Source organism: Martinezella sp. CNPSo 3964, from assembly GCF_057784375.1.
The window spans coordinates 173,904-190,049 of the sequence record NZ_JBXSOW010000008.1; the positions used below are offsets into that span (position 1 = coordinate 173,904).

Consider the following 16,146-nt stretch of genomic DNA (forward strand, 5'->3'; position numbering starts at 1 on the left):
CGCCCTCACCGTTCCGTCAGCGCTTCGGAGCGCGCCTTGTTGATCGGCTTCATCAGATAGGTCAGGATCGTCTTGCGACCGGTCATGATCTCGGCCGAGGCCACCATGCCGGGGATGATCGGATACTGCTTGCCGTCTCGCTCCAATGCCGATTTGTCGGTCTTGATGCGCACGAGGTAATAGGTTTCATTCTTGTCTTTTTCGACGAGGCTGTCGGCCGAGACGTTGACGACTTTACCGTCCAGAGCACCGAAGATCGAGAAATCATAGGCCGAGATCTTGATGACTGCCGGCTGGTCGATGCGCACGAAAGCAACGTCGCGCGGTGAAATCTTCGCCTCGATCAGCAGAGTGTCCGCTGTCGGGACGACACCGGCGATGACCTTGCCGGCGTCGACATAGGCGCCGATCGTGTTGACCTCCAGCGTATTGACGATGCCATCGACCGGAGACCGGATATCCGTATGTTTGACCCGATCGGATGCCCCGCGGATCGTCTCGTCGACGACGGAAAGTTCAGACAGTGCCTGCCCCTTGTCGGTCAGGGCCTGCTGGCGCAGCTGCAGTCCAAGGTCGGTAGTCTGCAGTGTCGCCTCCTTGACGGCCGCCTGCAAGCGATCGAGGCTTTCGACATAGACTTTAAGCTGTCCCTGCAGGTCGACAAGGTCTCGTTGGACCTTGAGAACTTCAGTTTGGGCAACGAGCTTTTTCTCACCGAGAGGTTTCAGCAGATCATATTGCTTCTGGGCGCCGGCGATATTCTGTGTCAGGCGATCTATGTTGGCGTGGGCTTCATCCAGCTCGTTCTGATGTTGCTTCAGGCGCTGATCGAGAACATCAAGCTTGTTTTTATAGGAAGCACGATCGGCCTCGAAGAGCTTTTCCTCGTTGTCGCAGACGTTTTTCGCTGCGGCAAGAATATCGGCCGGGCAGACGAACTGTGCGTCGAAGGCGCCCGCCTCCTCCAGGGCCAGGCGCTCAACTTTTGCACCGAGTGTGCGAGCCTTGGCAACCGATTCACCAAGCGTCGATGCTGTCGTTGTATTGTCGAGCTGGACCAGAATATCGCCCTTGTGGACGATCTGGCCGAGATTGACATTGATCTGCTGGACGATACCGGGCTCGGACGATTGCACGATCTGCGTCTTCGATACCGGTATCACCTTCCCCTCGCCGCGTGCGATCTCGTCGATGTCGGCGAAGGCGGCCCAGGCGACGAAAGCAACGATCATCAAGGCGCAAAGGCCAAGGATCAGCCGCGCGAACAACGGAGGATTGTCGTGGACATTGCTGTGAGAGGCACGCATCATTGCACCGCCTTGCGCTGCATCGCCTCGATGACGGCGTTTTTCGGTCCATCGGCGATGATGCGGCCCTTATCGATGACGATCAACCGGTCGATCAGCTCCAGCATGCTGTGACGATGGGTTGCTACCAGCAACGTCGTTTGCGGGCCGAATGCATTGGTCAGCTTGCTGATCAGATGACGTTCACTCGCCAAATCCATTGCCCCCGACGGCTCGTCAAGAAAGACGATCTTCGGCCGCGTCAGGAGCAGGCGGGCTATGGTCAATGCCTGCTTCTGGCCGTTCGAGAGGTTTGCGCCGCGCTCGCCGACCGGCATGTCGAAACCGCGTGGGTGAAGAGCAACGAACTCTTCGACGCCGGTCATGCGCGAGACAGCCAACAGTTCCTCGTCGCTGGCGTCAGCCCGGCCGAGCAGCAGATTTTCCTTCACTGTGCCCGAGAACAGGTCCGACGATTGGCCGGCGACAGCTACAGCGGAGCGCACCTCCGCCACATGATACTGGCGTATATCGACGCCATCGATCAGGACGCGGCCGCTGGCCGGCTGGAACAGCCCGTCGAGAAGCCGGCCGAGCGTCGTCTTGCCTGAACCGATGCGGCCGATGATCCCGATCTTTTCGCCGGGCGCAACCGTGAAGGAGAGCTGATTGATGACCGCCTGGTCAGAGCCTGGATATTGGAAGGAAACGTTCTGGAAGCTGAATCCGCCGTTACGGATCTCCCGGTTGACGAAGCCGACGGTCGACGGGCGATCATCAGGCTGCTCCATGATCTTGTCGAGAATGCGCAGCGACATGGTGGCCTGGCGGAAGCGGGCCAGCGTCATCGCAATCTGCCCGAAGGGTGCACCCGCGCGGCTCGCCAGCATGACTGTCGCGACGATCGCACCCATGGCGATTTTGCCGTCGGCAAATTCATACGTACCCGCAACGACGATGAGTACGCTGACCATCTGCTGCAGGAACATCGTCATGTTCATGGCATTTGACGAGATGTGCTTGATGTCCTCGCTGGTGCGGCTCGAATATTTCGTCAGTTCCTGCCAGCGACGCAACATCGTTGCCTCCGCGCGCAGGCTCTTTAACGTCTCGATCGTCGAGATGGTCTCGACGAGCAGCGACTGACGGCGCGATGCCTCGTTCGTCGCCGTCGCCATGCGCTTGCCGATCTGGGCCTGGGCGACGAGGCCGATTACCACCGACAGGACGAAAGCGACGGCTGGAATGACCACGAGCCAGCCGGCGATCAAATAGATGACGATCAGGAAGATCACGACGAAGAGGCTGTCGATCAGCACGCCGATCGTGCTTGAAGTGAAGAATTCGCGCACGAATTCATATTGCGTCACGCGGTTGGCATATTCTCCGGTCGACATCGGGCGGGAGGCCAGCGTCGAATTCAGGATCTTGTCGAAGATCAGCTGCGACAGCCGCAGATCCGCCTTGCGACCCGCATAGTCGATCAGCGATGCGCGGGCTGTCTTCAGCAGAAAATCGAAGAGATAGGCCAGCGAGATGCCGGCGGTCAGCACCCAGAGCGTGGGGAACGCCTTGTTTGGCAGGACCCGATCGTAGACGTTCATGGTGAAGAGCGGCGACGCCAGCGCGATGACATTGATGAACAGCGCCGCCAGCATGACGCGGGCATAGGTGCGCCAGTAGGGCACCAGCGCCGTTGCCAGCCAGTGCCGCTTCTCGATCTCCATCGCATGGCCGACGCGCGCTTCTTCCGAAGAGTTCTGATAATAGAGCGTGAAGGCAAATGCCGATTGCGGATTGAGCGCAGCGAGCTCCTCCCGCGTCAAACGGGTTGCAGTGCCGGCGACCGGTGCAATATCGGTAACGTAAGAACCGCTTTCGGTCATTTCGAGCAACGGCAGAACGCCACCATCAGCAAAGGTGACGATGGCGGGACAGTCGAAATTGCCCAGACGGCAATCTCGTTCCGTATGCTTCAGGACCTGCAGCCCGACGCGTTCCGACAGCCGTTCGACATCGTCCAGTTCCATGACTTCCAGAATTTCGTCCGGAGTGCCCGAAAACAGCACAGTATCCGAGTTCGGGCGACCATAGAACGCAGCGACCGATTTAAATGCCGACTTGAAAGTCCGCAAAGATACGTCCGCAGACACGTCAGGTGCTACGTTTAACATGGAGGACTATCCAGTTCGGAACGCAACGATTAACGAATCGGCTCGAGCAGATCCATCGGCAGGCCGGGCTTCTGATGCGAGTCGTATTTTGTATACCCGGGATCAGCCGTATTCGACGAAACAGCGAACTGATCACGGGCATAAGGCGTCGCCTGATCGACCGGCTTCAGCTTCATCGTCGACAACAGGCTGCCTGATGCTGCAAGGATCTTGTATTCGGCAAAGAGCGATGCGACTTCCGCCGTCTTGGCCAAAACCTCGGTGTTGAAGCGGGTGTTCTGGGCATCCAGCAGATCCAGCAACGAGCGCTGACCGACCTTGAATTGCTCGCGATAGGATGTCACGAGCTGAGCATTTGTCTTTTCCTGCCCATCTAGTATATGAGCCAGCTGGCCCTGGTTGGTACGCTCGCTCCAGGCCGAGCGGACAGATTCATCGACTTCACGGTAGGTCTGGCTCAGCGCGAAACGCTGTTCGGCCGCACGACGAACCATCTCCTGCTGATGGGCCGTATCGATACCACCGTGATAGAGGTTCCACTTGGCGACAACACCGACCTGGACGTCGCTGGTGTTACCCTTGTTGCCGTCGACATCGTCACCGATGCGGGCGCTGCCGACGAGGTCGAGCCGCGGCAGGAATGCAGACTTGGAACCGCGGACATCGGCGTCGGCGGCATTGACGTCAGCCTTGGCCGACGAAATCTGCGGGTTGTTCTTCTGGGCGATGAAGACCGCATCATCGAGCGTCTTCGGCAGGTAGCGGGACACGGATGCCGGGCGATTGGCATTGCTGATCGGCTCGCCGACGACCTGAAGGAAGCGGATCTTCGTCGCGTCGAGCTCTTTCTTTGCTTCCTGAAGACGGGCATTGGCAGCCTGCAGGCGCTCACGGCCCTGAAGACGATCGGCATCGGTCAGGGCACCGCCCTTGATGCTATCCTCGATGTTGCCAACCATCTGCTTGTGGAAGCCGACGTTCTTTTCAGCAGCCGCGACGATCTCCATCTGCAGCTGATATTCAAGATAATCCTGGGTCACTTCCAGCGCTAAGGCTTCCGAGCGCTGTTGAACACGAAAGGATGCACCGTCGACACGAGCGGCCTGCTTGTCCTTCTGTGCCTTGCGGTCGCCGCCGTCAAACAACGTCTGAGTAATGGTCAAGCTTACGTCAGAGGGATTCAGGTAATCATGGGTGCGCGACAACGCTCCGGACGTGACATCCGAGAGTCTACGGCGACCATAGCCAGACTCGAGGTCGACCGATGGCAAGTAAAGCCCCCTCGCTTGACGCAGCTGAAACTCGGTTGCTTCCCGATCCTGCGCCGCCTGCATGATCTGCGGGTTGGTTTTCATGGTCTTTTCAATCGCCTGCTGCAGCGTCATAGCGCCAGCAGAACCACTGGATAAAGGACTCATGGCCATCGAAATCCCGATTGCCGCCATCAATCGCATCTTATAAGCCAAAACTGCGTTCCTTCCCCAAACTATACTTTGTAGATACATTCTATAAATCTTATTCATCTACAACCGTAGACGAACTCACGTATATTTGCAAAATAGATTCCACTTTAATCTCCTGAAACAGTTAATATCGGAGACCGCAAGCCTTTGCGGTAGAAATCTATTGACTATTTTTGGACTATTCACAGTCATTATGTCCGTGTTGCATGGACGCAACAAGCATACCATTCAACCATACAGAGAATTTACATGATCTACGCTACCACGCCGCGTCACAACTAAACTTAAGCACTAAGAAAGCTCAGAAATATTAGAAAGGACTCATCGGCATACGGATCTACCCTGATGCATGGGCGACATCGAAGCGCGATCCACCACACTTCGAAGACTGAAGGGGCCAAAACCTCCTTGGATATAGCCGCCCCAACCCAAGATCCGTAAGTCGGGCCTATTGTATCGGCCATTGACGCAGGCCACATCATCTCCAAACGAAGCGGCGATGCCGCCGAAGCAGGGATCCCCAATGAACAATGTGGGCGTGGCGCCGCCGTTCGACCCGCTGGTGAATGTCGAAGCGCCACCACCCTCGGGTCGATTAACAAGGTGAATGGCAGTCATATTACGAATTCCTTCGACACTGAAAGACTGAGCGAACCGAATCGCCCCACCGACTTTCACCGTCGCGATCCGTCGATTGCCGCGACGCTAAGGCCAGCGACGTTAACTGTCGCCGTCCATTTTTGATCGGACCAAGATTTTTGGATCTATCGCCTTAGGAGAGCGCCGAAGCTCCGGGACGACGACAATTCGATCGTTGGATACCTGCATCAGCTCTTGGCTCGCTCGCCATACAGCCCGAGTTGTGCCGCTCGCGCGGCTTGCGGGTATTAACCGACAACAAGCCACACACCTTCTTACAGGCGTGACCGAAGATCAACAAATTCGATGCCCGGTACCAAGTCCATTCTAGTTGGCTCTTGAACCGATACGAACCATGCACGTTCTTCAACGTGACGATGGGATCACTTTGAAAGCATCCTATGTCTGGCGCTGTGGCGAAAATCCCTTGGCGGGCAGAGGCTCACGCGCTTGGTCGGCGAGCCACGCATTGACCGATACCGCTGCCAAGCAGCTTTGTTCAACAATCTGAGGCACCAGGTCGACGTCGGGCACGCTGCCCAATCCGAGTGGCCCTATCGCAAACAAACCTCGACGCGATTTGGGAGCATCTTTCGTCTGCCCGCATTCGTCGACGATGATGCCGATCCCGAGTTCGTCGCTCGTTGCCAGACCAGCCTCAACGATTGCGCGGATCAAGGCGCTCTCGGTGCCTGCCGAGCGGAGGCGGCAATCGATAACAACATCTGCGGCCATGACCTCAAAATCGGCAGACGTGGAAACCAACACGCCATTGACGGCAATTCGATCCACCCTGCCTCTTTTGACGGCGAGCGTACCCTCATCAATTGCCCGATGCAGCCGTTGATAATGTTCCGGCGGCAAGCGATTGCGATGGCTATCGTAAACGGCCTGAACATGGCGTTTGAAGCGTCTGCGCTCGTCTGGCGTCAGATCGTGCCAAAGCTCGCGAGCCTGCAAGCGAAAGCCGTTCATGATACCTTGCCACCCGAGACCCTGGCTATCAGCGCTTATTGCAGCCTGTCGCAGAAAGCGAAACGCGCCGCGCAGGGTCCGGGGAATGGCTTGTGCAGCCAGGAGCGAGCCCTGGGCCTTGCTGGCATGCGATTGAGGCAAAAAGCCTGACTCCGAAATCAAGGTAACCTGAGATGCCTCACCGCCGTCCAGCAGCGTCAAGGCCTTGTCGACCGCCTGGATGCCCGCACCTATGACGATTGCGCGATGAGCACCGCCGCTTGGCACTGCCGAAGTACCCGATCCTTCTCGGAGCCCATATCCGGTGCACAGGAAGACCGCATCGAAGCGAGCGTTCTGGCCTGCGTCGGTCAAGACTGAAAAGGCACCGCCTTCCCCTTGCTCGATCGAGGTAACCCTGTCGGGCAAGAATTGTATGACCACGTCGATTCGTTTTGTCAGCGCCTTGGAAAAGCGATCATAGACATAGGTCCGAAAAATCTCGCCTGGCACAAATAGATCGTCGATTTCCTCAGTATCGATGGCGCGGTTATGATCGTCTTCCGCCTCCTCCTGTAGCCAGCGGCGAAAATCAGCCGGATCGGCGCGGTCAACGGAGAGATCGCGAACACGGCTTGTCAAAACACTCGTGGAGGATTGCCGCAACGCCTCGCCAATGTCGATCTTCGGTCGGGGATCGAATAGTACCAGGTGGAAAGGACCTTCAACATGCCGCAACAATGCGATTGCTGTCATGATCCCGGAAAACCCTCGGCCGACGATAGCGATCTTCGCTATGCGACCAACATCCTCATTTTGCGAGTTCGAAATATGCGGCGACAGAAGTGTCATGGTTCGGCCCTTCCCAAAGCTGCCCGGCATCAATCTCTATAAAAATTATAGAAATTATTTATTCGTCGGCAAGCCCTCCTTCCAAGTGCATGTGGAAACCATGGCGGCCGACAGTGAACGATCGGAAACTGGCCGCGGCTGCGCATAGCCCTGTGCCGATAATCCGCCGATGGCGTGAAATAGAGAAAATAAATTCTCGAGCTTCGACAACTATAGGCGATCCGTGAGATCCCTTTTGTGCCGCAGCCGCTAATATTGCTTAGGCGGATGCCAGGAACATCGTTCGCTGTTATGAAACAAACTGAAATGGAAAAGAGATTTCAATGGCAGGTCTTCTGTTTGGCCTGAGCAAACTGTCCGCTGAACCCTCGCGGTCGCCGCAGGTGGCCGCTGTGTGGAGCGAGCTCTGCCGCGAGGCCGTTTCAGCCTCCCACAGCGATCCGTCACTTACCCGAGCTCTGAATTCTTCCATTCTCTATCATGCGAGTTTCGCTCAGGCATTGGCGCAACGTATCGCGCTTAAGCTTGCCAATCATGATCTCGACCATGACGAGCTGATTTCAGTGGTCGCGCAGGCCTTTGTCGGCAAGGCCAATCTCGTATCCGATGCTGCCGCGGATCTAGTTGCCATCAAGGACCGCGACCCTTCCAACAGCGAAATTCTTGTGCCGTTTCTTTATTTCAAAGGCTTTATTGCTCTTCAGGGACAGCGCGTCGCCCACTGGCTCTGGCACCATAACCGAGTACACTTGGCAAGGCATCTTCAGAGCCGAATTTCAGAAGTGTTCGGCGTCGATATTCACCCCGCGGCAAGGATGGGCAGGAGTGTAATGCTCGATCACGGGAGCGGGCTGGTTATTGGTGAGACTGCGGTCGTCGAAGACGACGTATCCATCCTGCAAAATGTTACCCTGGGCGGCACGGGCAAGGAGGCCGGCGACCGTCATCCGAAAGTTCGCCGCGGCGCACTCATCGGAGCGGGAGCCACGATTCTCGGAAACATCGAGATTGGCGAAGGTGCAAAAGTCGGAGCCGGCAGTGTCGTCGTCAGCTCCGTCGAACCATATACCTCCGTTGCCGGTGTCCCTGCCCGTCCCGTGGGAAAACGGCACTCCGTCCTGCCAGGCATTACTATGGACCAGACATTGCTGGAACCGGAATATGTCATTTGAACTACATGCACTTTTGGATTCCTTGAGGGGCTATTCGCGCCGGTCGCAGCTTGCGAGGCACCCAAAACCGCAAGGAAACTCCGCGACCAGCACTGATAGTTCCTATGGCAGCGGGTCCTGATTGAGCCGGTCAAACAGGTTCTTTCCCATGCGAAAGAAAGGAACCCATTTCTCGTCGACCAAGACCTGCTGACCGTTCTTCGGGTTGAGAGCAGGATGCGCCGATCTGTTGCGAACGGAAAAAACGCCAAACCCACGCAATTCAACCCTTCCGCCTTCGGCAAGGGTCTCGGTTATTTCATCCAGTACTGTCTCGACGATAAGCTCTACCTCCTGAAATCGAAGGTAGGGATGGCTAGCCGCAACGCTTAAAACAAGTTCAGATTTCAGCACTTGCGACCTCATCGAACGCGCGGCATCAGACGACGCTGGTTTAGCTGTTGTGAACGCGGATCAAACCTGTCGCGAGCCAGTGTCAGGCCGAACAATATGGCTGACATTGCGATATTCCCGGAGACAATGATCCCTGTCAGATAAAACCCACGCATGGCGCCCGCCTCTATAGTCTATAATTTTAATAGACTATAGAGGCGGGCACTGGATCGGCATATTCCATTCTGTGCTAACTTGTGTGGCGGTTTGGAAATCGCGTTCCAATTCCGGCCCATTCATTGTCCCTGATCGCGTCCACGTTTGCATTCGTAACGGAAACGTCATGGCCGGCGATCCGCGGCTTCCAGGGACCTGCAGTCACTGCATGCTCGTTACAGGCTTGGGCCGATCATCGGCGAAAGGATGAACCTATGTGGTGATCTGGCAATCTGTCACCTTCACCGAAAAGCTTTCTGCGAAGCGAGCCCTGTTCATAACCGGTTTTATAGAGACCGCGCTCTTGAAGGACCGGCACCACAATGTCGATAAAGTCCTCAAAGCTCTCCGGCACCACCGTACGGGTGAGATTGAAGCCGTCGATCTCGCCTTCATCCATCCACGACGAAAGCTCGTCGGCAACTGCCGCGGCATCGCCGACGATGACCGGATAACGCCCACCCATGGCAAGCTCCTGCAACAACTGCCGCTTTGTCCAGCCACGCTGTTGAGCGATCTGCGTTGCCGATTGGCTGGCGTTGGACTTGCCGTAGCTGATGGTCTCATCGAGATCGTATCGCGAAAAATCAATGCCCGTACTGGCCGAAAAATGCGCAAGCCCCGCCTCCGGATTGGCATAGCGCAGATACTCTGCATGCTTCTCCCGTGCCGCCGTGGCGGACCGATCGGTTATCACGGTGATGCCGAGGAAGATCTTTATGTCTTCCGGCTTTCGGCCCGCCGCGACAACGGCTTCGCGCAGCGAACGAGAGGCCGCCCGGGCTGCGCTCTTGTCGGGGGCGGCGATGAAGATGCATTCCGCGTGGCGCGCTGCAAACTGCTTCCCGCGGCCAGAAGTTCCAGCCTGATAGAGAACCGGCGTGCGCTGGAGCGACGGTTCGGCCAGGTGATAGGCCTGCGAGCGGTAGAACGGCCCTCGATGGTCGATCGCATGCACCTTTGATGGATCGGCATAGATACGCTTTTCCTTGTCGATCAAGACCGCGTCGTCCTCCCAGCTTCCCTCCCAGAGCTTGTAGAGCAGATCGAGATAGTCGTCGGCGCGATCATAGCGGCCGTCATGCTCGATCTGGCTCTCAAGGCCCAGCCCACGCGCAGCGCTGTCGAGGTAGCCCGTCACGATGTTCCAGCCGATGCGGCCGCTGGTCAGATGGTCCAGGGTCGAGATTCGCCTGGCGAAAATATACGGCGCGTCGGCGCTGGCATTGACGGTGACACCGAAACCAAGGTGTTGCGTCACAGCAGCCATGGCGGAAACGAGCAACAGGGGATCGTTGACCGGCAATTGGATGGATTCACGCAGTGTCAGATCGACGGAGCCCTGGTACACGTCGTAGACGCCCAAGATGTCGGCAAGAAAGATGCCGTCGAACAGCCCGCGTTCGAGCGTGGCGGCAAGCGACGTCCAATAGTCTAGTGTCTTGTAGCGATGGGATTGGTCCCTTGGATGCGCCCATAGCCCATGATTGATGTGCCCGACACAGTTCATGTTGAACGCATTGAGCAATATCTGCTTTTTCTTGGCCGTCATCTTGTTCGCTATTCCGATTTCAGATCGCGCCATGGCGCGGTGGTCGTTTGCCATTGAGATAGTAATTGCCGATGGCCTGATATTTCCAGCGCACCGGGTCATGCAGCGTATGTGTGCGGGCGTTGCGCCAATAACGGTCGAAATTGTCGTCCGAAAGCGTCGACGACGTACCCGACAGTTCGAACAGCTTGTTGGCGGCAAGCAGGCTCGCCTTGGTCGCCAATATCTTCGCTTCGGCGACCGCGATCGAGGCACGCGCAACGCTATCCTCTGTCATATCTGCGCGAGCCGCATCCGTCAGCTCCGCGGCTCGTCTCAGCAAGCCTTCCGCCGCACGCAGCCGCAACCAGACATTTCCAACATTTTGCAGCGTCAGCGGATCTTCGGACGCTTGTTCGACCTTGGAATCCAGCCAGGGTCGAGCCCGTTCGCGGATGAACCGCAACATTTCCCGATAGGCGCCCTGCCCTATTCCGAGATCGATGGCCGCATGCATGATTTGTGCGACCGGGCCGATCGTCGTCGGTCGCTCAAAAGATGATTGAAACGGGACAATCCATTCGGGCTCGATCTCAACCCTGTCGAATTCGACAGAGCCACTTCCGGTAACCCTCTGACCGAAACCGTCCCAATCGTCGATGACCGTCACGCCGGGTGCACTCCGCGGAATGAAGGCGAGGTAGGTGACGTCTTTCTCATCCTCTTGCGCAATGACAAGAGTCGGAATCCAGTGTGCGTAAATCGCCCCCGTGCAGTAAAATTTCCGTCCGTGAACAAGCCATTTTCCCGTCTCGCGAAAGAGCCGGGTTCGCCGCTTGAAATCGCGCTGACCTATTTCCGCCAGCGCGTTGCCGAAGCGTTCACCCGCCAGCACGCGCCCGAAGAAAAAACGCTGCTGCTCAGCCGATGCTCCGACCCGCAGGACTTCAAGCGCGTAGAAATGATTTTGGGGGATCTGCGCCAGCGATCCATCGGCGGCACCGATAATGGCGATCGTCTTGGACAGTGTGTGCGTCGATGCTCCCGCACCACCAAATTCGCGCGGCACGGTGATGCCCCACAGGCCAGTTTCGCTGAAACGCTCCAGTTCACGCCATGGCAGGATGCGATCCCTGTCGCGTTCGGCGCTGCCGGCGGCAAGTTCCGTAGCCAAGGCAGTCGCAACCTCGATGGCCTGGTCGTCACCGGTGATGAGATCAGGTTGCCGCAGCGGTGCCGGCGCGGGTTCGACCGGGATGCGAAAATCGGTGTCGGTCACGGCTTTCCTCGCTAGTTCCATTGATGGTGGGCTGGGAATATGCCGTTGAGCTGATAATTGCCGAGCAGATGATATTTCCAGCGTACGGGGTCGTGAAGCGTGTGCACGCGCGCATTTCGCCAATGCCGATCAAGATTATGGGCCTCCCGCGTCGCTGCCGATCCTGCGACATCAAAGAGTTTTTCGGCCGCCTGCAATGCGACTTCCGTGGTCAATATCTTGGCCTCGGCAACGGCGACGGACGCTCTGGCACTCCCCGCCTCGGTAACAGGCACCTTTGCCACCTCATCTATAACAGCCGCGGCTTCGTAAAGAAGTGATTGCGCTGCGTGTAGATCCGTATGGAGGTCGCCGATTTCATGGAGGATCGTCGGATCGTCGCAGGCCGACTGAAGGCCCGAATCCATCCAGGGCCTTGCGTGATCGCGGACAAAGGCCATGGCCTCGGTGACCGCGGCCGCCGCTATGCCGGAATCGATCGCTGCTTGAATGAGCTGCGAGACGGGACCGGATACCCCTGGCCTGTTCGCATAGGACCAGACGGGGAAAACCAGGGCTTCGTCCACCGGTACGTCGGTAAACTCTACCGATCCGCTCGCCGTCGTGCGCTGGCCGAAAGAGGACCAGTCGTCGATGACGCGCACGCCCGGCGCATCGAACGCGGCCCAGACCTGGACTGCCCGCCCGTCATCGTCTACGGCGCGCGTCGGAATCCAATGAGCAAAGATGGCGCCGGTGGAGTAGAAGCGCCGCCCGGTCAATCTCAACCCATCTGCCCGGCGAATGAGGCGAGTTGAGCTGTGGTTGACCGCCTTCTGCCCACGCTCCGGTCCGGCATTGCCGATACGATAGCCGGCAAGAATATCGCCGTAGATACGGGCCTTCTGCTCCTGCGAGCCCACATCGCGCAGCAGCGCCAGCACGCCGAACTGGTTCTGCGGAATCTGACCGAGAGCGGGATCGGCCGCACAGAGGATTTCGAAGACCCTGGCAAGCGTTACGCAGGAAACTTCGGCGCCTCCGAATTCCTTCGGCACGGTGATACCGCCGAGGCCGCTTGCGGTATATTCCTCCACTTCGTCCCAGGGAAGACGACGATCGCGGTCACGCTCGGCAGCACCCACGGCAAAACGCGCCGCCAGGTCATGAGCGATCTCCAGCGCCTCGGCATCCGAGCGGATCAAATGCGGAGTGCGCGGCGGCAACGGGCGCCTGACGGCACCTTCCTCTTGCGACCCGGTCGCAGCCGGCACAGCATCGCGTTCAGTCATGGGATTCTCCGGATACATTATCGCTGATCTTAGCGCGCTCGCAGGCGCCGCACGGCATAGTCGCCCGCAAACTGCACCAAGCAGACCATGGCGATGAGCACGACGATGACCACCGCCATGACGGTGGTATCGAAGCGCTGATAACCATAGCGGATCGCCATGTCGCCGAGACCGCCGGCGCCGACCGCACCCGCCATGGCCGAGGCGCCGATCATGCTGACGATGGTGATGGTGAAGCCACCGACTATGCCGGGAAGCGCTTCAGGCAGAAGCACATGGCGCACGATGTGCCAGCGGCGGCAGCCGATCGCCTGCGCCGCCTCGATGAGCCCGCCGTCGACCTCACGAAGGCTGACTTCGGCAATGCGCGCAAAAAACGGTGTTGCGCTGATGGAGAGCGGCACGACGGCGGCCCATACACCGATCGTTGTTCCGGTGAGCAGTCGCGTCAATGGCAACAACGCCACCAGGAGGACGATGAATGGGGTCGCGCGAAAGCCGTTGATGACGGCAGCGAGAATGCCATGTAGCCGCGGTGCATGAATGAGGCCACCGGGCGCCGAAAGCACCAGGAAGACGGCAAGAGGAATACCGGCGGCAAATGCGATCAGAGCGGAAACGCCGACCATCGCAATCGTATCAAAAAGCGCCTGCCACAGGCGCTCATACATCATGGTCGACATAACCCAATATCCTGGCTTGATGAGCAAGACCGGCAAATTGCGCAGGGAGCATCGTTTCACCCGCCACCCGGCGAGCTGCAATCAACAACCGGCCATGGACGCGACCCTGAATACGGTCGAGCGCACTCTGCAGCAATCGCACAGAAGCACCGGTCGCGCTGGCTATCCGAGACAGGTCCGGTTCCAACCCGTGCTCACCCGTATAGGCCAGTTCCAGAATGGTCTCCGAATGCTCGTCGCGCGGCGAAGATCGCAGATGCTTGGCGATATCCTCCGGGATATCGCGGTTGAGTGGTCGCAGCAGTGCCTGGGTGGCTGGATGCTGCGGATTGCCGAAAATGCGCCAAACCGGCCCAGCTTCAGCAATCTCGCCTTGCTCCAGAACGAGCACGTGATCACAGATCTCACGGATGACGCTCATTTCATGGGTGATGAGAATGATGGTCAGCTTGAGACGGCGGTTGATGTCCTTCAGCAGGCCGAGAATGGCGAGCGTCGTCTCGGGATCGAGCGCCGAGGTCGCCTCATCGCAAAGGAGGATTTCGGGCCGATGCACGAGTGCGCGCGCAATACCGACACGCTGCTTTTGACCGCCCGAGAGGCGCGAGGGATACGCGCGCTCCTTACCCTCCAAACCCACCAGCGAAAGGACTTCGGCGACCCTCTCTTCAATCTGGCGGCGCGACACGCCGGCGACGATCAGCGGCAGAGCCACATTCCCCCAGACAGTCTTGGCGGAGAGAAGATTGAAATGCTGGAAAATCATGCCGATGCGCCGCCGCAATGCGACCAGCGCATCTTCATCGAGCACCGAAATGTCCTGCCCGTCGACCAGGACCCTTCCGCCAGTCGGCTTTTCCAGGCGATTTATGGTCCGCAGCAAGCTCGATTTGCCGGCACCGCTTCGTCCGATGATGCCATAGATCGCCCCGGCAGGCACATCGAGACTGATGCCCCTGAGGGCGTGGATCGGACCAGCCAGTGACGAATAGACCTTCTCCACACCTTCGAAGGCGACCGAGCCCGCGGAAGAGCCCGGACGCGGCTCGTCACCGACGACCGCGGCGCGCTGCGATGCGTGGCCGCCACTCGGCACCGCACTAGGCTCCAGGTCCCGCCTTACCCGTTCGATCAGTTCAGCCATGGGAGCGTATAAAGCTTCTGATCGTTGGCGAATGCCTTGCCAATTGCCGCGCGCACGGCCGGCGAATTCTGGTAAATCGCCACGAGCTGCTTAATCCCCGGATCATCTGCCTTCTGCTTCTGCACTGCGAAGATGATGGCAAATTGCTTGTCGTCGACACCGGAATAAATAAGGCCCGAGCTGGGATCGAAGGCCTTGGACGCGACAATGAAGTGCGGATAGCCCTGTGCCAAATCCACATCGCCGGTCACGCGCGCCAGCTGCGGTCCCTCGACCTCGTTGAAGGTCAACTTCTTCGGGTTGTCGACGATGTCGTCGAGCGTGCCCTTGAAGCCAACGCCATCCTTGAGTTTGATAAGGCCCGCCTTTTGCAGCAGGAGCAGCCCGCGCCCCTGATTGACGGGGTCATTGGCGATCGCGACCTTTCCGTTTTCCGGCACATCGGCAAAATCCTTGTGCTTCAGCGAATAGATGCCGATGTTGGCAAGAACGCCGATGCCAGCGCTGACAAAATCATAGCCCCGTTCTTTGATTGCATTGTTCAGGAATGGTTGGTGCTGGAAATAGTTGACATCGATATCGCCAGATTGAAGCGCGATATTCGGCGTCGTCCAATCGCTGAATTCGACAACCTGGATATCCAGGCCCTTGGCCTTTGCCTCGGGGATCACCGCTTCGATGGAATCGGCATAGACGCCCGGCACCACGCCCACCTTGATCGTCTCCGCCCGCACGGCCCCTGTCGCTGCAAGAAGAATTGCGGAAATAAGACCTGCAATACGAATTTTCATGTCATCCCCTCGGTTCAATGACATGGGAAGATAAAGATGACAAATTTTATAGGCAAAGACGGAAATACTCGCCGGCCGGCTCAAATGGAATATTTTTTCCCGGACCCGCCCGATACGCCATCATGTCTTTCAGGCGATAGGCGTTCCCTGATGAAAGACAATTTTCCACCCGTCAGTGGTTCGCCGCCAGATGGTCGAACGGCGTGTAACACGTTGCGGCTCGCCCAGGGTGTAGGAGAGCAGGAATAGGCTTTCTGCAAAAGCCATAATAGAGAGATCCCGACAGGGCCAGTCGTGGGGTTCCGGTCCGCTCTCATAA

Annotated in this window: 12 protein-coding genes; 1 reads left to right on the forward strand and 11 read right to left on the reverse strand. The window is 58.0% G+C overall.

Annotated elements, in window-relative coordinates; genetic code table 11:
- Positions 1-5: 5 nt before the first annotated feature.
- The 4 genes from AC13Q5_RS23950 to AC13Q5_RS23965 form a co-directional block, all read right to left on the reverse strand.
- Positions 6-1,310, reverse strand: a complete 1,305-nt coding sequence (locus AC13Q5_RS23950; RefSeq protein ID WP_488503387.1) for an HlyD family type I secretion periplasmic adaptor subunit — start codon at positions 1,308-1,310, stop codon at positions 6-8.
- A complete protein-coding gene (locus tag AC13Q5_RS23955) occupies positions 1,307-3,460 on the reverse strand; it encodes a type I secretion system permease/ATPase (protein ID WP_488503388.1) in 2,154 nt (717 codons plus the stop codon). The genes AC13Q5_RS23950 and AC13Q5_RS23955 overlap by 4 nt, the downstream gene beginning before the upstream one ends.
- Positions 3,461-3,489: 29 nt before the next feature.
- On the reverse strand, positions 3,490-4,884 hold the full coding sequence (locus AC13Q5_RS23960; RefSeq protein ID WP_488503389.1) for a TolC family outer membrane protein: 1,395 nt from the start codon (positions 4,882-4,884) through the stop codon (positions 3,490-3,492).
- Positions 4,885-5,961: 1,077 nt separating this feature from the next.
- Positions 5,962-7,368 carry an FAD/NAD(P)-binding protein gene (locus AC13Q5_RS23965; RefSeq protein ID WP_457879277.1) on the reverse strand — a complete coding sequence of 469 codons (1,407 nt, stop codon included), beginning with the start codon at positions 7,366-7,368 and terminating at the stop codon, positions 5,962-5,964.
- Between the two features lie 323 nt (positions 7,369-7,691).
- Between AC13Q5_RS23965 and cysE the strand changes: the two genes are divergently transcribed.
- On the forward strand, positions 7,692-8,540 hold the full coding sequence (cysE, locus tag AC13Q5_RS23970; RefSeq protein ID WP_488503390.1) for a serine O-acetyltransferase: 849 nt from the start codon (positions 7,692-7,694) through the stop codon (positions 8,538-8,540).
- Positions 8,541-8,642: 102 nt separating this feature from the next.
- Here the strand turns inward: cysE and AC13Q5_RS23975 are convergent, their stop codons facing one another.
- The 7 genes from AC13Q5_RS23975 to AC13Q5_RS24005 form a co-directional block, all read right to left on the reverse strand.
- Positions 8,643-8,933 carry an HU family DNA-binding protein gene (locus tag AC13Q5_RS23975; protein ID WP_075854762.1) on the reverse strand — a complete coding sequence of 97 codons (291 nt, stop codon included), beginning with the start codon at positions 8,931-8,933 and terminating at the stop codon, positions 8,643-8,645.
- A gap of 388 nt (positions 8,934-9,321) precedes the next feature.
- Complete coding sequence (locus tag AC13Q5_RS23980) at positions 9,322-10,680, reverse strand: LLM class flavin-dependent oxidoreductase (protein ID WP_488503391.1); 1,359 nt, start codon at positions 10,678-10,680, stop codon at positions 9,322-9,324.
- A 19-nt stretch (positions 10,681-10,699) separates the two neighbouring features.
- Positions 10,700-11,938 carry an SfnB family sulfur acquisition oxidoreductase gene (locus AC13Q5_RS23985; protein ID WP_488503392.1) on the reverse strand — a complete coding sequence of 413 codons (1,239 nt, stop codon included), beginning with the start codon at positions 11,936-11,938 and terminating at the stop codon, positions 10,700-10,702.
- Between the two features lie 11 nt (positions 11,939-11,949).
- Positions 11,950-13,209, reverse strand: coding sequence for an SfnB family sulfur acquisition oxidoreductase (locus tag AC13Q5_RS23990; RefSeq protein ID WP_488503393.1), 1,260 nt, complete (start codon positions 13,207-13,209; stop codon positions 11,950-11,952).
- 29 nt (positions 13,210-13,238) lie between these two features.
- Positions 13,239-13,892 carry a methionine ABC transporter permease gene (locus AC13Q5_RS23995; RefSeq protein ID WP_457879282.1) on the reverse strand — a complete coding sequence of 218 codons (654 nt, stop codon included), beginning with the start codon at positions 13,890-13,892 and terminating at the stop codon, positions 13,239-13,241.
- Positions 13,873-15,036, reverse strand: coding sequence for a methionine ABC transporter ATP-binding protein (locus AC13Q5_RS24000; RefSeq protein WP_488503394.1), 1,164 nt, complete (start codon positions 15,034-15,036; stop codon positions 13,873-13,875). The genes AC13Q5_RS23995 and AC13Q5_RS24000 overlap by 20 nt, the downstream gene beginning before the upstream one ends.
- Positions 15,024-15,827, reverse strand: a complete 804-nt coding sequence (locus tag AC13Q5_RS24005) for a MetQ/NlpA family ABC transporter substrate-binding protein (RefSeq protein ID WP_488503395.1) — start codon at positions 15,825-15,827, stop codon at positions 15,024-15,026. Before AC13Q5_RS24005 ends, AC13Q5_RS24000 begins: the two co-directional genes overlap by 13 nt.
- Positions 15,828-16,146 lie beyond the last annotated feature (319 nt).